The following is an 18,936-nucleotide window of genomic DNA, read 5'->3' as shown; positions in this document are numbered from 1 at the left end:
CAAAAGGACCGCCGTAAATGGACTGGCTCAGTATACTTCCTCCAATAATCGCGATTTCAGTTGTCATCTGGAAAAAAGAAGTCATTCTCGCTTTATTGCTATCGATATTAAGCGCAGAATTTCTGCTGACCTTGAACACCGGCAGTGTTGTCCTGCTAACACCAATTAATACGGCTGAGCGAATTGTGAGTACCGTGGGAGACGAGGGCAATGCGAGGATCCTGATATTTTCGTTACTCGTAGGTGCGCTTCTAGCCTTTATTCGCGACTCGGGTGGCGTCGCTGCATTGGTCAATAGACTAATTAGTTCAGGCATTGCGAAAACCAAAAAGCGAGTGGGTAGCATTACCATGTTTACCGGAGTCGCCGTGTTTATTGAGTCAAATCTAAGTGTATTAACCGCCGGTATTCTGGCAAGAGGCCTATTCGACCGCTTCAAAATGAGCCGTGCACGTTTAGCGTACGTGATTGATTCTACCAGCGCGCCAGTTTGTATTTTGATTTTATTAAACGGATGGGGAGCCTACATCCTCGCACTTTTGAGCACTTACGACTTACAACAAAATCCATTAGAAATTCTATGGTCTACCCTTCCCTATAATATTTACGCGTGGCTAACACTAGTTGTGGTTGGATACACAATAGCGTCAGACAAAGTACACGGCCCAATGGCACAAGCTGAAATTGATTTAGAGAGCACCGACAGCAAGCTCGAGGTGACTCAAGCCAGTAAAGCAAGGTATATGCTAGTTCCCATGCTGGTGATGGTCTTTGGTATGCTTGGTTTTATGCTGTGGACAGGAAATGGAGATTTAAGCTCAGGGAGCGGCAGCAAATCGGTGTTATATGCTACTTTCCTTGCCTGTATTGTTGCCTACGTCATGCTCGTAATGGGCAAAAAAACTGACCATCAAGGCGCTTTTAAAATGGGTTTCAAAGGCATGGGTGAATTACTTCCTTTGGTAACAATTGTGTTGCTCTCTATAACACTTGGTGCAAGTTTAAAAGAGCTGGGAACCGGGGTTTTTGTAGCAGGCTTGGTCGGTAACTATTTATCTATCTATTTAATAGTACCCATGTTGTTTATTGCTGGCGGCATTATATCCTTCACCACCGGCACCTCCTGGGGGACATTTGCAATTCTAATTCCTATTGGCATGCCGCTTGTACAAAGTTTAGGTTTACCGCCTGAGCTGGTTTTAGCGGCAATACTTGGCGGCGGAATTTTTGGCGACCATTGCTCACCTATCTCAGACACCACTGCCATTAGTTCACTTGCTGCGGGCTGCGACCTTCTGACGCATGTCAAAACGCAACTTCCTTATGCATTAGTCGTGGGTGGAGCAACAATCGTTGCTTATATCGCAATAAGCCTAGTGGTCCTATAAAAGATATGAAAATACGCAGCGCTACACTCTCAGACTTACCAACATTGCGAGCGTATTTGCAAGGAATTGTAGAAGCCGAACGCCCAATGGACGAGTGTTTAAAAAATGGCCACATAGAATACTATGACCCATCCTCATTCATAGAGAATGAAAACGCTAATTTGATCGTTGCCGAAATTAACGGACACTTGCTTGGATGCGGGGCGGGTGTTATTCGCCCTTCTAAAGACTATTACAAACATGATCAACATTTATACCTAGCCATGATGTACGTTGAAGCTGAGCACAGAGGGAAAGGCATCAATGCTAAAATCATCAAAGCGCTGATTGCTTGGGCTAGAGATAAAGGCGTAGAAAACTGTGTGTTGACAGTATATCCGTCAAACTCTGGTGCAATTAAAGCCTACGAAAAGTTGGGATTTGAAACTGCACTATTGGAAATGCGTCTTCGCCCTTAGCGCTTAGCTGCTTTACTCAACTGTATGTCATTTCGCTTTCTACACAAAGGACTGCGTCGATACAAAGATCGACAAATGCAAGATCCCCGGCTACCTCATCATGGCCTTTGCTGATAAGCTAGCGACAAATATCCAATTAGGTGTATTCATTTCATGCTGTCCTTTTTTCTACCTGATTCATCTTCATTGTCGCTCAAACGCGCTAATGTAGGTATTTTTATTGTGCTAGCGCTACTTTTCGCAAGTCTATTGAGAACACCAACAGTCAAAGCTGAGCAGGATACACAAGCGTCCTCTAACATTCATTTTATTGCCCATGACAATGATGAGGCGCGCGTCGACTTAGCACTAAAGAGCGCCATTGAGCAAGGTAAATTGCTCTTGCTGGTTTTAGGCGCGCAGTGGTGTCATGACAGCAGAGGCTTCGCGGACAAAATTGAAATGCCAGCGCTTGCCCCAGTCATTTTAGAAAAGTATGAGCTACTGTTTGTGGATCTTGGCAACTACAACGATAAACGCGAAATAACGCGACGATTTGGTTACCCTATATTTTTTGGGACACCTACCGTAATGATTATCGACCCAAGCAGTGAAGCATTGCTCAATTTAGACAGTTTGCAAATCTTTAATAATGCGGATTCATTGCCAGTTGAAGACTATGTATCCTATTTCGCTAACTTTGAGGCGCAGGACTTCGATAGCGAGGCCATGAAGGTATCAAAAAATGCGCTCGATCAGTTTGAAGAAGAACAAGCTGAACGATTGATGAAGGCCTACATACGACTGCGTCCTCTAATGGAAGCGGAAGATGAAGGTCGTCTTGAAGATAAAGAGGCTTTTTATTCACTTTGGGGAGAAGTCAGAGATTTTCGCTTTGCTTTGCAAAAAGACATTCACGCTCTGAGAATGGGTGAGCTTGATACTATTCCAAGTTATGAAGCATTTAGCTGGGAAGTCAAATAAGCTCCGGTACTTGGATTTAGAGCATGGTTAACTTGCGAATAGTTGCTTCATATCTTCAAAATATTTAAATTCTAAAGCGTTGCCGCTTGGATCAAATAGGAAGAACGTTCCCTGCTCGCCCACTTGGCCTTTAAACCGAATGTAGGGTTTAATGTGAAATGCGTACCCGTGTTTTTCTAGACGCGCCGACAACGCTTGCCAATCATGCTTAGCTAACACAATGCCAAAATGAGGAACTGGCACATTGTGGCTATCAACCTCGTTGGTTTGCAATGATTCGTCATCTTGCTGAATATTGGGCATTGCCTCCACCAAATGGGTGACTAACTGATGCCCATAAAAATTCCAGTCAATCCAACAGCTGTCGCTTCGGCCTCGCTCGCAGCCTATAAGCTCTTCATAAAAGCGTACGGCATCGTCTAAATCGGTAACAGGTATGGCAAGATGGAAGGGAGAAGTCATCCAATAAACCTATTTAAAATCATTTTCTTAAAAGCAGTGAACGGCGCATAGCGCAGCGTATTTTCTAATGCAAAACTACGTTTCATTACTGTCTTTTCATGACTAAAAGTATCAAAGCCGAACTTTCCATGATACCGGCCCATGCCGCTTGTACCCACCCCACCAAAGGGCAATTCATGGTTTAGCATGAACATACTAGAGTCATTAATACAGACGCTTCCGCAAGACACTTGCTCCAAAAACTGCGATTGGAAGGCTTCATCTTTTGAAAATAAGTAGGCTGCAAGTGGATGCGGTCTTTTATTGATAAACGTCAGCATAGCTTCTCGCGAGGGCATAACAATAATTGGCAAGAGTGGGCCGAAAATTTCCTCTTGCATGATCAAGTCATTCTCGTTTGGATTTAAAACTAAGGTAGGCGAAATATACTTTTCTTGTATATCAATTTGCCCACCCAAAATGACATCTTGACCATCTAAGTAGCTGGCAAGTCGCTGGCAATGGCGCTGATTAATAATTCTGCCATATTCTTCTTGATCTTTTGGTGACTTACCATATTGCTTTTCAATGGCGTGCTTGAGCGCATCAATAAAATCATCCGCAATATCCTGTGCAAGAAGCACATAGTCAGGCGCAATGCAGGTTTGTCCCACGTTCATAAACTTGCCCCATACAATGCGGTTGGCGGCAATTTCAATGTCTATTTGACTGTCGACAACGCAGGGGCTTTTTCCGCCAAGCTCTAAGGTAACAGGTGTTAAGTGCTCAGATGCTGCGCGCATTACAATTTTTCCAACCTGCTCACCGCCTGTGTAGAAAAACTTCGAAAAAGGCAGACTGAGTAAGGCGCTCGTTTCATCTTTGCCGCCCTCGACAACAGCAAAGGCGTTTTCGTCCAAATACTGAGGTAGTAATTTGGCAATTAGCGCAGAGCTTTGCTGGGCAAGTTCGGAAGGCTTTAGCACTGCGCAGTTGCCTGCCGAAATGGCAGCAATTAAGGGACTTAGCGTAAGTTGAATGGGATAATTCCATGCCCCAATTATTAATACCGTACCAAGGGGCTCAGGATAAATGTAACTCTTCGCCGGTTGTGCAACCAATGGAGTAGACTTTTTTACTGGCCGCATCCATTTTTTGACACTCGCCATTTGGTGTTTGATATCTGATTTTAAGTAAGCAAGCTCAGTCACGTACGCTTCTTGCTTACACTTACCCAGATCCGCTTGTAAGGCGTCAAACAAGGCTTGCTCATTTTCGTTAATAAGAATTAGCAGCTGCTTTAATTGTGCTTTACGCCACTCTAGCGTGCGGGTATGTTGCGAATGAAAAAAACTATCAAGTCTATTGAGCAACTCGCTGTAATCGAACGACACGCTGCGCTCGACATCTTGATCTGCGCTGTTTTCAACTACTGAATTACTCGACATTGACGCTTTACTCCCCAACATTATTTATTCAAATGGGTGACGTAACACCATCGTTTCTGCACGGTCTGGACCAGTCGAAATGATATCAACAGGCACGGATGTCAGCTCTTCAATACGGCGAATATAACGCTTAGCCGCTTGCGGAAGCTTGTCATAATCAGTCACGCCATAGGTTTGCTCAGTCCAACCTGGCATTTCTTCATAGACCGGCTCTACCACATCATATCCTTCAGCAGCGAGCGGTGGGACTTTGGAAATATTGCCTTGCTTGTCTTTATAGCCTATGCAAATTTTAAGTGTGTCCAAGCCATCGAGTACATCAAGTTTTGTCAGGCAGAATCCGGTGATAGAGTTGAGCTGAACCGCGCGGCAAATAGCGACTGCATCAAACCAGCCAGTGCGTCGCTTGCGGCCAGTGGTTGCGCCAAATTCGTGACCTTTAACCCCAAGATGTTGACCAACATCGCAATCAAGCTCGGTCGGAAAAGGACCTGAACCGACACGCGTTGTATAAGCTTTGACAATGCCCAACACATAATTAATGCTCAATGGGCCGAATCCTGCACCGGTTGCGACACCGCCAACCGTGGTGTTAGATGAAGTTACATATGGATAAGTGCCGTGGTCAATATCAAGCAATGTCCCTTGAGCACCTTCAAACATAATAGCCTTGTTATTCTGCTTCGCATTTTCCAGTAGCTCGGTCACGTCAACCGTGAGTGACTTAAACAGGTCAGCAACGTCTAACGCTTCTTTTAGCACCGTATCGTAGTCAACCGCAGGTTGCTTGTAATATTCCGTTAGCATGAAGTTGTGGTACGCCATCACTTCTTTTAACTTAAGCGCAAAATCTTCGGGATTAAACAAGTCACCAACGCGTAAGCCTCTGCGCGACACTTTGTCTTCATATGCTGGACCAATACCTCGGCCTGTTGTACCAATCGCTTTAGCACCTCGCGCCGTTTCACGGGCAACATCAAGGGCGATGTGAAATGGCAAAATCAAGGGGCAAGCTTCACTGATTACCAAACGCTCTTTAACCGGGACGCCCTTATCTTCAAGCATCTTCATTTCAGTGAGCAGAGCTTGGGGGCTGAGCACAACTCCGTTGCCAATGACACATTTGACGTTTTCACGCAGAATGCCGGAAGGAATTAAATGAAGAACGGTCTTTTCACCGTCTATTACGAGCGTGTGGCCTGCATTGTGACCACCTTGATAGCGCACCACATAAGATGCTTCACTTGTGAGCAAGTCGACGACTTTACCCTTGCCCTCATCACCCCACTGGGTGCCGAGCACTACAACATTTTTTGCCATGGAAATTAGAACTTGATTAATTAGGCGGCGATATTAGCAAATTTCGCCGCCTATGTTGACCCTAATCGAGATTTATTTTATACGCTTTTTCGCATCGCTTATACCCATGCTAGTAAAGCAAACTATAAAACTTGCGGCGATATTTTGATTTAAGCGGCTCGCCATCAGGCAAGGCGTTAATCATGTCTAGGGTCAGCTTTTTGGCGTCGCCAAAGGCCATGTCTTTGTTCAGTATTTGGAACAATAGCTCAAGTGCCTCTTCGGTTTTGTGAGCCTGCTGCAAGCCAACTGCGACTTTTGTCTTCAGTTCAAAATCGTCAGGATTTTTTGCCAGCTCCTCTTGCATCGCCAGCAGCTCAGGAGACTCCGCTGCTTTTTCTGCAAGCTCGATTTTACCCATAATAGATTGGTAACGTGCATCTTGATCGACTAATTTAACCTCTGCCATCAACGTTTTTGCTGTCTCGACTTGGCCTGTCTCAAGCGCACAATCGCTCAATAAGAACCGACATTCAACGTTGTCAGGATTAATATCAAAGGCCTGTTTGGCAAGGGTAAAAGCCTGTTGCATATCCCCTTCTTGGGCGACGCTAACCGCTTGTTCAAAAAGCGCTTGCTCGGGGCTTGGCAGATGTTTTGACAAGGTTTCAATCACCTGCTCAAGCGTTTGCGCACCCGCAAAACCATCAACCGGTTGCCCTTCTTTTATCAGCATAGTGGTGGGCAACGAACGAACACCAAACTGCTGCACTATCTCCGGTTGCTCATCGCAATTAACCGTTGCTAGAGCGGTGGTAGATATATTTTGCGCACTTGCCGTTTCTAGGGTGTTTAGCATCTCCACCGAGCCCTCATCCCAAGGCGCCCAAAAATGCACGATAACAATCTTATCTTGACTGTCTTCTATAATAACTTGTTTAAAATTCTCTACATTTAATGCTATTGCAGTGTCTGACATTTGGTGTCCAATTATCTGAGAGTTTTCACGTTGAATGTATAGTGAAGATTATGGAGGCGAAGATATGTTTTGCAAGCAACAAATTTTGATAGACCGTTGTTTTCCGCGCTGCGTAAACATGTTATACAATACCCATCCATCACCTAATCATTCATTAAATGGACAACGGGAACAATCTGATGAGTCAAGCATTTAAGTCCTTTGCAGAGTTTTATCCCTACTATTTAGCGGAACACACCAACCCTACCTGTCGACTGCTGCATTTTATTGGTTCGTGGTTAGTAATAGGCATTATCGCCATGGCTATTGTGTTGGGGAACCTGATGCTTTTATGGCTTGTGCCCGTAATTGGATATGGATTTGCTTGGACGGGGCATTTTTTCTTTGAGCGCAATAAACCCGCTACTTTTAAATATCCGTTTTACAGCCTAATGGGTGATTGGGTAATGTTTAAAGATATAATTATTGGAAAGGTCAGCCTTAAATAGCCACTAGAGCTTAAAGCCAAAATAAATGGCCAAAAGCGCTAGAAGCCCAATGTATGGAAGAGGCGATTTCCATAGTGATAAGGAATTTCGGTCTGCACTATGAGTCTGTGCTACAGCACTTTCAGCCCTGGCACGAGCCTCGATTTGCTGCTGCTCAGCACGCCGCATGTGTGCTTTGTATAAATAGTAGAATAGACCTACCGAGACAATAAACCCGACAATGGCAACCGGCATACTAAAGCCATCGTAAATCCATGCCGCATAAAAATACACGAAGGCATATGGCGCAATGCTTAAATAAAAAAAGTATTTCATCACATACTGGCTTTTTTATTTAGCTCGACTGGGTTGCACGCAGCATCCACGCAGTTTTTTCGTGAACACCCATACGATCGCCAACTAAGGCTGCGGTAGACTCATCATCAGCATCTTGTGCAATCTTCAAAACTCGACGACAGGTTTTTACTACCGCCTCATGGCTTTGAGTCAAAATATTCACCATATCTTGTGCTGCCGGCACACCATCAACTTCTGCAATAGAGCTTAATTCTGCAAAGGCTTTATAAGTACCTGGTGCTGCAACATCCAAAGTCCGTATCCTTTCAGCAATGTCGTCAACGGCTGTGGCAAGTTCTGTGTAGTGTTCTTCAAACATCAGATGAAGTTCTCTAAACTGAGGACCTGTCACATTCCAATGGAAGTTGTGAGTCTGTAGATACAGGGTGTATGAATCTGCTAACAAGTGTTTTAAGCCATCTGCAATTGCAATACGGTCTGACTCGTTGATACCAATATCTATTTTCGACATGTTATTCCTTTGTATTATTAAGCTAAAGTGGCCTGAAGAATGCTCTTTGAATAAAAGCACCAAGGCCACTAGTGAGCTGCGTTAAGGTTATATAGGCGGCAGGCTGAGATTTGGTTTACTTCTGACAAGGCCTTAATTGACCGCGCTTCGCATATCCTGAACATCAAATTCGATCGTTTTTTCAGAAGCGTCTGCAAAAATCAGTGTGATATTAAAGTTCTCACCAGATACTAAAGGACCGGTCAAACCCATGATCATAAAATGATTGCCGCCTTGGGAAAAGCTGACTTCTTCACCTGCCGGCACCACAATACCGTCCTCGAGCTCTTGCATACGCATGACATTATCAACCATTTTAGTGGTATGAAGTTCCACCATAGAGGCAACAGTAGCATCGATTTTTGCGCTTGCGATGGTGATGTCTTTACTTCCGTCATTTTTAAATGTGCCGTAGGCGGCGCCCGATTTAGCCAGCTTAAAGGTCTCACGCGCCCAAGCCCCTTTAACCGTCAAAGCATCAGCCATTGAGGCTTCCCCATCGGCTCCCTTGTGGTCGTGAGAATAGGAAAATGTGCTAAAAATAACCAGAGCCGCAAGCATTATTAGTCTTTTCATGGTACCTCTCTTTTTCATCATTAAGACTTCATGTCAATCCAATCGCGCATAACATAGCGTGTAAATGTATCCTTAGCAATAGAGACCCAAGCTGTGTTTTACAGTTCCGAAAAATGGCATATTTACGCTTTATGTGCCTTGTTTAAATGCCTCACAAACATAAAAATATAAAGACAGACCGAAGTCTGCCTTTCAATTAGTGCTTGAGCAAGGACTTATTCAAGTCCGTCACTATCATCTGCATGAGGTTTTGGCTCTGTGGGCTGTGGTGCACTTTGTTTAGAAAGTAACGCGCTATTGCCTTTCACTAAGTCTTGCAAAGAACCACCGTCGGCATCCACCATGCCAAGTTCTTGTAACAAGGAATCAACCACAGGCGCGTTTGCCCGATAGTTAAGCGCAGCTTCCGTTACTTGTTCAGCAATACTTCCTTTGGCGCCCGTACTCGACAGCCCTGCATTGCCATTAGTACCAATTGCATTACTTCCATAACCTTGCAAAATCTTGATACCGTCAATATTTTCAAGCGGTTTGACAGCATTGGCGACAATTTCCGGCAACACTTGCAAAATCGCTAACGACTTTTGCAGTTCAATCTGTTCAGATTTCAAGGTGTTTTCGGCTTCGTGAAGCGCTTGTTTACCGGCGGCTTCAACTGAAAGGACTTTTTCATCAGCGTCTGCTTGTAGAATTTTAGCATCCGCGTTTGCTTTGGCTTCTGTTAAAATTGCTGCAGCGGTGTTTTCTGCGGCATCACGCTTAGCCTCAGCTTCAACTGTGATCCCAACCGCTTCTCGCTCAGCCTCTTTCTTCGCATCAATCACTTCAATTTCTTTAGAGCGATTAGCTTGGGCAACCTGGCGAGCGGTAGTAACGGCTTCTTCTTTTTCTACTTTTAATTTTTCTGCTTCAGCCGCCTTCGCACGCGCTGCTGATTCTTCTTCAGATTTGACAGCAACCGCAATTTGTTTCACCTGCTCAGCTACTTCTACTTCTTGCTGTTGACGTATGCGCGCCTGCTCAAGTGCTTGTCGCTTGGCGATTTCTTGTGTTTCAATCTCACGAGACTTTTCAATCTCAGCGGCTTCTACTGCGCGGTTTTTAGCGATTTCAGCTTCCCGTTCTTCACGCTCTTTCATTTCGCGTTGTTTGGATATTTCGGCGCGCTGCTCCTGACGTTTAAAGGCTAGTGTTTGTTCCTGCATGAGGCGAGCTTCTTCTTCATCGCGCTTAATATCAAGACTTTGCTTTTCTGCATCAAGATTACGCTGTTCAATTTTGACGCGGTTTTCCTGCTCTATGTCGTTTGTTTCTTTGCGTTTTTCCTCGATGATTTTTGCCAGGCGAGCTCGACCTTCAGCATCGAAAGCGTTGTTTTCGTTAAAATACTGCAAGTCAGTCTGGTCAAAGCCTGTCAAAGATACGGACTCAAGCTCAAGACCATTTTTTTCAAGATCGTTCGCTACACTTTGTTGCACTTTTTGCACAAAGTCGGCACGCTGCTCATGCATCTCCGTCATCGTCATTTCTGCTGCAACGGCACGAAGTACATCTACAAACTTAGATTCCATCAGTTTTTTAACTTCTTCTGCGCGCGTTGTTCGTGTACCAAGTGTTTGCGCAGCCATTGATATCCCTTCTGAAGAAGGTGCAACGCGCAAATAGAAGTCTGCTTTAACATCTACTCGCATTCTATCTTTGGTGATCAGTGCGTCTTTCGACGTTTTTTCAACTTCGATACGCAAGGTGTTCATGTTGACAGGTATGGTTTCGTGCACCACCGGCAGCACAATAGCGCCGCCATCTTTTATGACCTTTTCGCCGCCTAAACCGGTTCTCACAAAAGCGGTTTCTTTTGTTGCACGCGTATAGAGCTTGGCAAAAATCAAAAATAGGGTGAGTAAACCAACAACGGCTATCGCCGCGATAGTGAGAATGAAAGTGAGGTTACTTCCAGTATTTAATGTTTCCATAGTGAATCCTTTAAAGTAAACAAATTATGGGTAGCTGATGGCTTGCCAGCTACTCTTTCCTTTTTGAACCAAGACGACTTGTTGCCCTGAGGCGAACACTTGATCTGATTCTATGGGTTCAACCATCACGTAATGTTTCTGGTTAAAATCGTCAATCACGCTGGCTTCTGCAGGCGAGCCCCACCTTGCAGTGCCGGTAGTAATTGTTGCAAGCTTGCCGCTAAAACTGCTGGAGCTAACGGCGGAGCTTTCATTCTTAGGGATAATGCGGGCAAGCACTCGACCAATGCGAGCGGTCAATAAAAGTCCAGCGATTAAGGCCGCTGAAATACTTATGACACCCGCAAAATAAATATTGAAGAAACTGGCTGACAAGAAGTTGATGGTGTAGCCTGTAATACCAAAACAGGTTAAGAACAACACAAGCCAAACCATTAACGGCAAGCGATTCAAGCAGAGCCATGAGAGCGCATCGCTGGGTCCGCTAGCTGAAATATCAGGGTCAGCGCTAAGGTCTACGTCAATGGGTGAAATGTTGTCCAGAAAGGCAGCCAAGCTTATGCCAATCAACAAGCCGAAGGCTTCTAGCAAACCCAAAAAAAATACAATGCCGATGGCAATTGAAAACAGAAAGTTTGCATCGGCAAACAGAAAATCAAACATTGAACACTCCCTTACTACTTTAATGTTCATCCATGACAACAGCGCTTTTGTTCAGTAAAACGGCTTAAAAATGGTGCCGACTGCCGGAATCGAACTGCCAACCCCACATGACTACTGATTTATCAGTGGCGCCTGGTCGTGCGTAGGCATTCGGTTAGGCGCACTTTAACATCATTTACCGCTTAAAAATGGTGCCGACTGCCGGAATCGAACTGCCAACCCCACATGACTACTGATTTATCAGTGGCGCCTGGTCGTGCGTAGGCATTCGGTTAGGCGCACTTTAACATCATTTACCGCTTAAAAATGGTGCCGACTGCCGGAATCGAACTGGCGACCTACTGATTACAAGTCAGTTGCTCTACCAACTGAGCTAAGTCGGCACATTTTTAAAAAACACTGCGTTATTGCAAGCTACGGATTGTAGAATGTTGTAGATGCTTGTCAAGCATCAAGTGCTGACAATCGCTTCGCCTCGCCTCTCAACAAGGGGAAGTATTCTTCGGGTAAATACGCTAATAATTGCAATAACTTTTCACCCAAGCTGGCGTAGTTTTCAGCGACAACATTAATGTGCCCCATTTTACGCTTTACGCGCAGCTCTTTTCCGTACCAATGCAGATGACAACCTTCGATGCTGATGATATCTCGAGAGAAGCTTGTACAACCAATGACGTTAATCATCGCAGTTACACCCGAGCTTGTAGTTGCTCCCAATGGAAAGCCTAATACTGCTCTAATATGCTGTTCAAATTGACAAGTATCTGCGCCTTTTTGTGTCCAGTGACCAGAGTTATGCACCCGTGGCGCAATTTCATTCACAATCAGTGAGTCACCCATTTGGAACATTTCAACCGCAAGCACGCCTACATAGTTGAGTGCCGTAGCGATGCGGTCAAATATTTCATGTGCTTTGTTGATAGTGCTTTGTGCAAGATGGGTAGCAGGCGCAACAGACACATGAAGCTGGCCTTCATGATGCAAGTTCTCAGCAACGTCGAAATAGGTAGTATTACCCTTAGCATCTCTCGCTCCGATGATTGATATTTCGCGTTCAAAACTCAGCATTTTTTCAGCAACCAAAGGCACGCGTTTCAAATCCAGACTGGCAAACGCTTGGATGAGTTTCGGTTTTTCATCGCCTGACAATAAACGCCATTGTCCGTATCCATCATATCCATCGCGGCTGGCTTTGAATATGATTCGCGCGCCTAATGCTTGTATGCTTGCATCCAGTTGTGAAAGGTCATTGATGACCATGTGGGGGCAATTTGCGATAGCGTTTGATTCAAACACTTGTTTTTCACGCACTCTGTCTGCACCGGTTAATATCGCATTCATGTTAGGCAGCAGTTTTTCACTTTTTTCAGCGAGTAAGAGCAAGTCTTCTGGTACATGTTCAAATTCTGCGGTTACGGCATCCACATCTGAAATAGCATACTCAATACTCATATCGAGCTTTTCTTTGCTCATGGGATTAAGCACTTCACGGCTATTTACATCGACTGCATAAACGTCAACACCCAAAGGTGCGGCTGCCAGATACATCATCTGGGCCAGTTGGCCTGCACCAAACACCAAGATCTTCATTTAAGCTCCAAGCTTTGATTGGCAAGCACGGTATCCGTTTGCTGTTGTCTGAAGGCAATAATACTGTCGCGCACCGCTGAATTGTTCAGCGCGACGACTTGCGCTGCAAGGAGACCCGCGTTTGCTGCACCCGCTTCTCCAATGGCTAAAGTACCCACAGCAACGCCTTTGGGCATTTGTACGATAGATAGCAGGGAGTCTAGACCATTAAGCTGACTGGACCTGACCGGGCAACCGAATACCGGAAGATGTGTGTGAGCAGCAATCATACCCGGTAAGTGTGCAGCACCTCCAGCACCGGCAATTATGACCTGAAAGCCTTTATCTGCTGCGCTTTTTGAGAATTCGCTTAATAGCTCAGGAGTGCGATGTGCCGACACTACCTTGGCTTCAAAAGACACACCTAAGCCTTCCAACATTTTTGCAGCATTGTGCATGGTAGGCCAATCAGATTGTGAGCCCATAACAATAGCAACTTGAGCCATTATCTATCCTCTAAATAGTAAAACAGCGCCCAAAGCATACGTTGCAGCTTAGCTGCTAGACTTAGCCAGGCGAAACCATTGAAGGCTTCAGATACCCTTTGATTTAGGGTGTAGTTAGACGCGAGAACCGACCATTATATGCAAAAGAAAGAAAAAGCGCGACTTAGGTTTAGACTTCATGTCACGCTTTGCGTATTGTCGGTAAATAAATGACGCACTAATTCACAGATGTGTCTGCATTCATATAATCGATGGTGAGGTTAGTCAGCAGTTGTACGCCGAGTTTCATGCCGCTATCGTCAACAAAAAACTCAGGGGTATGATGAGCAGGTGACTCCTCTTCTGGCACATCGAGCGGCTTTCCGCCTACCCATAAATAAACACCAGGCACTTCTTTTTGAAAAAATGAAAAGTCTTCTGCACCGGTAACCGCCTTCGAGTTAATGGTATTCTCTTTACCAGCAGTTCGAATGAGTGTGGGCAGCATTTGATCCATCAACTCATGGTCATTGAAGGTTATAGGGTAGTTATAGTCAAGCGGCAGCGTTACTTCAGCTTCTGCGCGCATGCTCTGGGCAATGCCTTTGACTTTGCGAGGCACTGCTTCGTACATGTGTTCTCTCGCCGCTTCATTTAGGGTGCGAATTGTCCCCACCATTGTGACTTCCATTGGGATAATGTTTGAACGATTCCCCCCGTGAATAGAGCCGATAGTGACCACCGCTGCATCATCAATCACGCGTATTTCACGACTCACGATGGTTTGCAGTCCCATAATAATTTGTGCCGACGTAGTAATCGGGTCAACGCTCTTCCAAGGATATGCACCATGCGCTTGTTTGCCCTTAACCACAATTTTAAAGGGGTCTACAGCTGCCATAATGCCCCCATGACGGTAACGAACTTTGCCCACATCCGTATTCGAGCTAATATGTAGGCCAAAGATAGCGTCAACATCAGGGTTTTTAAGCACACCCTCTTCCACCATAACTTCAGCACCGCCACGCTCTCCTGCAGGTGCACCCTCTTCGGCGGGTTGAAAAATAAACTTTACCTTGCCTTTAAGCTGATCTTTCATGCTGACCAAAATCTCAGCCGCCCCCATCAACATAGCCACGTGAGTATCGTGTCCGCAGGCATGCATCACGGGTACTTGATTACCTTCTAACTCACCCATCTGCACCGATTTAAACGGCAAATCGTTTTCCTCTTTAACGGGTAAACCATCCATGTCCGCGCGAAGTGCAACTGTGGGACCCGGATTGCCTGAATCCAACACTGCGACTACCCCGGTGATTGCGACACCTGTTTGCACCTCAAGCCCAAGGGCTCTAACATGTTTTTCTATATATTTTGCGGTCTCGAACTCTCGATTAGAAAGCTCTGGGTATTGATGAAGGTGATGCCGCCAAGCAATCACCTTTGATTCAATGTCATCAGCCTTTTGTTCAACGAGTGCTTGCAGATCCTTGCCGGCGCTTGACGCCATATCATCGTTTGCATAAACGCTTGCGCATTCAGCTAACAGTCCGACACCCATACAAAAACCAAACGACAGTGAACGCATTGCCGTATAAAAGCGTTTTCTGGAGATGATTTCTTTTGTAATGTCTGCTGATAGCCGAGGGTAAAGGTGTGAGAATGTGGTTTTCGATACCATTTTGAGCTTCCGTATATTAGCTTCCGTAATAATAGATTGCGCGCACAGCGGCAAAAGCGAGTGTATTCTGCGTTGAATTTCATTGTAGCGTTACTTTAAAAGCACGTTTTAATAGCGTGCGGTGTTACCGTCAAGATAAACGCCTTTGTAATAAGCGCCTTTGTAAATAGTACACTTTTACTCACAGAACTAGCTTGGGTCACCCAAAGCTGCGTAAGATTTGATACACAATTTCAAAAAAACACTATAAATTACGTTTCAACCTTAGCTTATGCTGAGTGAATTTACGAGTCATTACCAAGAGATATGTAAATGCAACTAAAACGACTTTGCTGTTTGTTACTTCTACTTTGCCTTGCTCATCCAGTAAGCTACGCACGATTAAGCTCAAGCCTTGGCGACAACCTTGGGTATTATCAAGATCCTGCTTTGCGCGCGCAGTCTCTTGTTTTTGTCAGCCAGGGCGACTTGTGGCTCTCAAAGCTTGACGGCGAAAGTGCAGACACTGCCGCTCGCCTTACCTCACATCCAAATATTGAGCGAGACCCGCACTTTTCACCAGATGGCGAGCTTATCGCTTATGTGAGTGATTACGCAAATGTGCCTGCGGTCTACCTGATATCTAAGACGGGTTCAGCTTCCAAGCAAGTCACCTTTGAAGCGGGCAATACCAAACTGCACGGCTTCATTGATAATACCCGCATTTTATATAGCACAGTAGGCAATGCCGGTGCACACAATAGCTGGATATTAAAAACGGTCGATATCGATACCTTACAAACTCAGGTGTTACCCCTGTCTGATGCAGTGGAAGGCGTAATACTGCAAAAAAACTCATCAACGGGCGCTGGCACGGTATTTTTTACGCAATTTGGCCTGCAAGTGTCTTCCGACAACGCAAATTTTTATAAAGGTGGCGGTAAAGGCGAACTGTGGTCGTTTGACTTATCACAAATAGGCAAAGCCGGGGCAGAAGCCGTCAATCTAACGAAGGCGCATGAAGGTTCTGTCAGAGCACCGATGTTACATAACTTGCCCAACAAGGAACGCCTTTTCTTTTTAAGTAACGATGCGGGTTTAGACAATATTTATTCGATGAAATTTGATGGTTCTGATGTGATTCAGCACACTGACTTTGATAATTGGGCGGTGCGTGAACCCTATCTAGATAACGGCCTTATCGTGTTTCAGCACGGGGCTGATATCAAGCAATACAACGTTGCAAGTGGCGCGATCAGTACAATTGAACTAAGACTACAGTCTGATTTCGCGAATCTGCAATCTCGTTATCTGAGTGAACCTCTGAAATATCTCGATAGTATCTCCCTGAGCAATGACGGGACAATGGTAGCCCTTACTGCTAGAGGTAAAGCGAATATTGCACATACTGATGGGCGCAGACTCGTGCAGGTTGCCAGTGACCCCCGTTCTCGAATTCGCGCAAGCACACTGAGCCATGACGGCAAGTCTGTATATGCTATTAGCGATGAAAGCGGTGAATATGAGATATGGCGATTGAGTGCAGACGGCTCCAGTGCTCGAGAGCCTCTGACCTCAGACGGCAGTATCCGCCGAACAGGCTTGTGGCTGTCGCCAAACTCAGAGCATTTATTACACACTGACAAAAGCGGTAAACTGTTCGCTCTGAAACTATCTAACGGCAAAAATCGTTTGCTGCTGGACGATTTATCAAGCGGTTTTTTAGACAATATTGCGTTTTCTCCTGACAGTCGATTTATTAGTTTCGCTTACCAGCAACGCCATAGCGAGCGACCGCAGATTATATTGTATGACTTGAACAAAGATACGTTCGAGGTGCTAAGCTCAGCCAAATATAGCTCATACTCCCCCACTTTCAGCAGCGACGGTCATTGGCTCTATTTTTTAAGTGATCGTGCCTTTCAGGCAAGTCCCGGTAACCCTTGGGGTGATAGAAACATGGGGCAAGTGTTTGATAAGCGCACTCAGGTATTTGCCTTCGCGCTCAATGAGGACACCCACTTTCCCTTTGCACCTCCAAATGAGCTAAATCGCCCAACTTCAAATGACAGTGATAAAGATGATGATGTTGAAGTCGAAGTGGACTGGGATGGGCTTCAATCCAGGTTGTGGCAAATAGATACACCTGCAGGTAACTTTAATCGCTTAAATGCGGGAAGAGAAGCCTTGTTTGTATTAGACCAGGTGGACTCAGGGAAGAGCCACCTTAAAACCATCGCACTAGAGCACGATGCAAAACTGGAAACCTATGCTAAGGATGTTGAAAGTTTTCAATTATCAACAAATAGAGAAGTATTGCTTATTCAAACCGGCCGGAGAGAAAATTCAAAATTTACGGTGGTGGATGCCAATGTACCCTACCCTAAATCGCCTCAAGATTTTGCGCTGGACTTATCAAAATGGCGTATCAAAGTTGAACCCAAAGCCGAATGGCAACAAATGTTTAAAGACGCTTGGTTAATGCATAGAGATGGTTTGTTTGACGCAAATATGCGCGGTATCGATTGGCCGAGCGTTAAACAAAAGTACATGCCACTTGTGAACAGAATAAGCAGCCGCGATGAGTTAAATGATATCTTCAAACAAATGATGGGTGAACTAAATGCACTTCACTCGCAAGTGCGTGGGGGAGATATCCTTAAAAATGAAAACGCGCCAAATATGTCTACGCTTGGCGCAGTATATCGCGAAACAGACGACCAATCAGGGGTGTTAGTCGCGCAAATTTATCAGCATGACGCGGAATTGATTAGCCAATCACCTCCTTTATCAATGCCAGGTGTTGATGTAAAAAACGGTGACATAATCACCGCGATAAACGGACAATCCATTCGCAGCATTGCCCAGCTGCAGCTTGCATTATTGAATCAGGCTGGACAACAGGTATTGCTGGACATTAAACGCAAGCGCAAAAGTCATCAAGTGGTGGTGGTACCGCAAAACTTGCAAATGGAAACACGATACCGCTACAACGATTGGGTAGTGTCGAATGCACGCGAAGTAAATGCCATCAGCTCAAATATTGGTTATTTACACCTCTACGCTATGGGCCCACGAGATTTATCGAACTTTGCTCGCGAGTTTTATGCGCAATACAATAAACCGGCGCTGATCATAGACGTCAGGCGAAATCGCGGCGGCAACATCGATAGCGTGATCATCGAAAAACTTCTCAGACGCGCGTGGTCATTCTGGCAATCTCCGAATGGTGAAAAACAGACCAACATGCAGCAGACCTTCAGAGGGCATTTAGTTGTTTTAGCCGACCAATTTACTTACTCAGACGGCGAAACGTTTACCGCTGGTATAAAAGCATTATATTTAGGTACCGTTATCGGCAAACAGACCGCAGGCGCAGGGGTATGGTTAAGCGGCGGAAACAACGTAGTGGATGGCGGCATTGCGCGTGTTGCAGAATTCCCAGTGTATGATATGCAGGGTAATTGGATCACAGAAGGCCGCGGTATTAGTCCTGACATTGAGGTAGACAATTTACCTCACGCCAGTTTCTTAGGTAATGATGCGCAACTTGAAGCGGCGATTGAATATTTGCAGAAGAAAATGCAGACTCAGCCGATCCCTGCGTTTAATGCAAAACCGTTTCCAGATGTCGCAACGCCTGCGGGAGACGTTCAATAGACAGCGTTGATAGCCGTCAATTTTTAAGGTCAACATGGA

General features: G+C 45.2%; 17 protein-coding genes and 1 tRNA gene. 5 read left to right on the top strand and 13 right to left on the bottom strand.

Annotated features, from left to right (window positions below):
• Positions 1–17 precede the first annotated feature (17 nt).
• The 3 genes from PN836_RS16725 (at position 18) to PN836_RS16715 (ending at position 2,809) form a co-directional block, all read left to right on the top strand.
• The gene (locus tag PN836_RS16725) at positions 18–1,388 is read left to right on the top strand and encodes a Na+/H+ antiporter NhaC family protein (protein WP_395340434.1); all 1,371 of its coding nucleotides are present in this window, start codon (positions 18–20) and stop codon (positions 1,386–1,388) included.
• A gap of 5 nt (positions 1,389–1,393) precedes the next feature.
• The gene (locus PN836_RS16720; protein ID WP_395340433.1) at positions 1,394–1,846 is read left to right on the top strand and encodes a GNAT family N-acetyltransferase; all 453 of its coding nucleotides are present in this window, start codon (positions 1,394–1,396) and stop codon (positions 1,844–1,846) included.
• A 153-nt stretch (positions 1,847–1,999) separates the two neighbouring features.
• Positions 2,000–2,809 carry a thioredoxin family protein gene (locus tag PN836_RS16715; protein WP_395340430.1) on the top strand — a complete coding sequence of 270 codons (810 nt, stop codon included), beginning with the start codon at positions 2,000–2,002 and terminating at the stop codon, positions 2,807–2,809.
• 27 nt (positions 2,810–2,836) lie between these two features.
• On the opposite strand, the gene PN836_RS16710 is transcribed toward PN836_RS16715, so the two are convergent.
• The 4 genes from PN836_RS16710 to PN836_RS16695 form a co-directional block, all read right to left on the bottom strand.
• Positions 2,837–3,271 carry a VOC family protein gene (locus tag PN836_RS16710; RefSeq protein WP_395340428.1) on the bottom strand — a complete coding sequence of 145 codons (435 nt, stop codon included), beginning with the start codon at positions 3,269–3,271 and terminating at the stop codon, positions 2,837–2,839.
• Positions 3,268–4,698, bottom strand: coding sequence for an aldehyde dehydrogenase family protein (locus PN836_RS16705; RefSeq protein ID WP_395340426.1), 1,431 nt, complete (start codon positions 4,696–4,698; stop codon positions 3,268–3,270). The genes PN836_RS16710 and PN836_RS16705 overlap by 4 nt, the downstream gene beginning before the upstream one ends.
• Before the next feature lie 24 nt (positions 4,699–4,722).
• Positions 4,723–6,018: an adenylosuccinate synthase gene (locus PN836_RS16700; protein WP_395340424.1), complete on the bottom strand. Its 1,296-nt coding sequence runs from the start codon at positions 6,016–6,018 to the stop codon at positions 4,723–4,725.
• 109 nt (positions 6,019–6,127) lie between these two features.
• Positions 6,128–6,976, bottom strand: coding sequence for a co-chaperone YbbN (locus tag PN836_RS16695; protein WP_395340422.1), 849 nt, complete (start codon positions 6,974–6,976; stop codon positions 6,128–6,130).
• Positions 6,977–7,155: 179 nt separating this feature from the next.
• Between PN836_RS16695 and PN836_RS16690 the strand changes: the two genes are divergently transcribed.
• On the top strand, positions 7,156–7,464 hold the full coding sequence (locus tag PN836_RS16690; RefSeq protein ID WP_395340420.1) for an Mpo1-like protein: 309 nt from the start codon (positions 7,156–7,158) through the stop codon (positions 7,462–7,464).
• A 3-nt stretch (positions 7,465–7,467) separates the two neighbouring features.
• Here PN836_RS16690 and PN836_RS16685 read toward each other — a convergent pair whose 3' ends face one another.
• The 9 genes from PN836_RS16685 to PN836_RS16645 all read right to left on the bottom strand — a co-directional run bounded on the left by PN836_RS16685 (position 7,468) and on the right by PN836_RS16645 (position 15,087).
• Positions 7,468–7,779 carry a hypothetical protein gene (locus PN836_RS16685; protein WP_395340417.1) on the bottom strand — a complete coding sequence of 104 codons (312 nt, stop codon included), beginning with the start codon at positions 7,777–7,779 and terminating at the stop codon, positions 7,468–7,470.
• A gap of 19 nt (positions 7,780–7,798) precedes the next feature.
• Entirely contained in the window at positions 7,799–8,272 is a 474-nt protein-coding gene (locus tag PN836_RS16680) for a Dps family protein (protein ID WP_395340414.1), read from the bottom strand.
• Positions 8,273–8,404: 132 nt separating this feature from the next.
• Complete coding sequence (locus tag PN836_RS16675) at positions 8,405–8,887, bottom strand: copper chaperone PCu(A)C (protein ID WP_395340412.1); 483 nt, start codon at positions 8,885–8,887, stop codon at positions 8,405–8,407.
• 215 nt (positions 8,888–9,102) lie between these two features.
• A complete protein-coding gene (locus PN836_RS16670) occupies positions 9,103–10,860 on the bottom strand; it encodes a flotillin family protein (RefSeq protein ID WP_395340411.1) in 1,758 nt (585 codons plus the stop codon).
• Between the two features lie 24 nt (positions 10,861–10,884).
• Positions 10,885–11,523, bottom strand: a complete 639-nt coding sequence (locus tag PN836_RS16665) for a YqiJ family protein (RefSeq protein ID WP_395340409.1) — start codon at positions 11,521–11,523, stop codon at positions 10,885–10,887.
• A 307-nt stretch (positions 11,524–11,830) separates the two neighbouring features.
• A tRNA-Thr gene (locus tag PN836_RS16660) sits at positions 11,831–11,906 on the bottom strand.
• A gap of 61 nt (positions 11,907–11,967) precedes the next feature.
• The gene (locus tag PN836_RS16655; RefSeq protein WP_395340406.1) at positions 11,968–13,113 is read right to left on the bottom strand and encodes a 5-(carboxyamino)imidazole ribonucleotide synthase; all 1,146 of its coding nucleotides are present in this window, start codon (positions 13,111–13,113) and stop codon (positions 11,968–11,970) included.
• Positions 13,110–13,598 carry a 5-(carboxyamino)imidazole ribonucleotide mutase gene (gene purE, locus PN836_RS16650; RefSeq protein WP_395340403.1) on the bottom strand — a complete coding sequence of 163 codons (489 nt, stop codon included), beginning with the start codon at positions 13,596–13,598 and terminating at the stop codon, positions 13,110–13,112. The genes PN836_RS16655 and purE overlap by 4 nt, the downstream gene beginning before the upstream one ends.
• A gap of 217 nt (positions 13,599–13,815) precedes the next feature.
• The gene (locus PN836_RS16645; protein WP_395345717.1) at positions 13,816–15,087 is read right to left on the bottom strand and encodes an amidohydrolase; all 1,272 of its coding nucleotides are present in this window, start codon (positions 15,085–15,087) and stop codon (positions 13,816–13,818) included.
• Positions 15,088–15,570: 483 nt separating this feature from the next.
• Between PN836_RS16645 and PN836_RS16640 the strand changes: the two genes are divergently transcribed.
• Positions 15,571–18,897, top strand: a complete 3,327-nt coding sequence (locus PN836_RS16640; protein WP_395340401.1) for a S41 family peptidase — start codon at positions 15,571–15,573, stop codon at positions 18,895–18,897.
• Positions 18,898–18,936: the final 39 nt, after the last annotated feature.

The sequence above is a fragment of the Ningiella algicola genome, from assembly GCF_028401415.2.
Taxonomy (GTDB): domain Bacteria; phylum Pseudomonadota; class Gammaproteobacteria; order Enterobacterales; family Alteromonadaceae; genus Glaciecola.
This window is presented reverse-complemented; position numbering and strand designations above follow the sequence as displayed.

Excerpts from the sequence above, each read along its gene's own strand:
- PN836_RS16725 (WP_395340434.1), top strand. The coding sequence starts at position 18 with ATGGACTGGCTCAGTATACTTCCTCCAATAATCGCGATTTCAGTTGTC.
- PN836_RS16720 (WP_395340433.1), top strand. The coding sequence starts at position 1,394 with ATGAAAATACGCAGCGCTACACTCTCAGACTTACCAACATTGCGAGCG.
- PN836_RS16715 (WP_395340430.1), top strand. The coding sequence starts at position 2,000 with ATGCTGTCCTTTTTTCTACCTGATTCATCTTCATTGTCGCTCAAACGC.
- PN836_RS16710 (WP_395340428.1), bottom strand. The coding sequence starts at position 3,271 with ATGACTTCTCCCTTCCATCTTGCCATACCTGTTACCGATTTAGACGAT.
- PN836_RS16705 (WP_395340426.1), bottom strand. The coding sequence starts at position 4,698 with ATGTCGAGTAATTCAGTAGTTGAAAACAGCGCAGATCAAGATGTCGAG.
- PN836_RS16700 (WP_395340424.1), bottom strand. The coding sequence starts at position 6,018 with ATGGCAAAAAATGTTGTAGTGCTCGGCACCCAGTGGGGTGATGAGGGC.
- PN836_RS16695 (WP_395340422.1), bottom strand. The coding sequence starts at position 6,976 with ATGTCAGACACTGCAATAGCATTAAATGTAGAGAATTTTAAACAAGTT.
- PN836_RS16690 (WP_395340420.1), top strand. The coding sequence starts at position 7,156 with ATGAGTCAAGCATTTAAGTCCTTTGCAGAGTTTTATCCCTACTATTTA.
- PN836_RS16685 (WP_395340417.1), bottom strand. The coding sequence starts at position 7,779 with ATGAAATACTTTTTTTATTTAAGCATTGCGCCATATGCCTTCGTGTAT.
- PN836_RS16680 (WP_395340414.1), bottom strand. The coding sequence starts at position 8,272 with ATGTCGAAAATAGATATTGGTATCAACGAGTCAGACCGTATTGCAATT.
- PN836_RS16675 (WP_395340412.1), bottom strand. The coding sequence starts at position 8,887 with ATGAAAAGACTAATAATGCTTGCGGCTCTGGTTATTTTTAGCACATTT.
- PN836_RS16670 (WP_395340411.1), bottom strand. The coding sequence starts at position 10,860 with ATGGAAACATTAAATACTGGAAGTAACCTCACTTTCATTCTCACTATC.
- PN836_RS16665 (WP_395340409.1), bottom strand. The coding sequence starts at position 11,523 with ATGTTTGATTTTCTGTTTGCCGATGCAAACTTTCTGTTTTCAATTGCC.
- PN836_RS16655 (WP_395340406.1), bottom strand. The coding sequence starts at position 13,113 with ATGAAGATCTTGGTGTTTGGTGCAGGCCAACTGGCCCAGATGATGTAT.
- purE (WP_395340403.1), bottom strand. The coding sequence starts at position 13,598 with ATGGCTCAAGTTGCTATTGTTATGGGCTCACAATCTGATTGGCCTACC.
- PN836_RS16645 (WP_395345717.1), bottom strand. The coding sequence starts at position 15,087 with ATGGCGTCAAGCGCCGGCAAGGATCTGCAAGCACTCGTTGAACAAAAG.
- PN836_RS16640 (WP_395340401.1), top strand. The coding sequence starts at position 15,571 with ATGCAACTAAAACGACTTTGCTGTTTGTTACTTCTACTTTGCCTTGCT.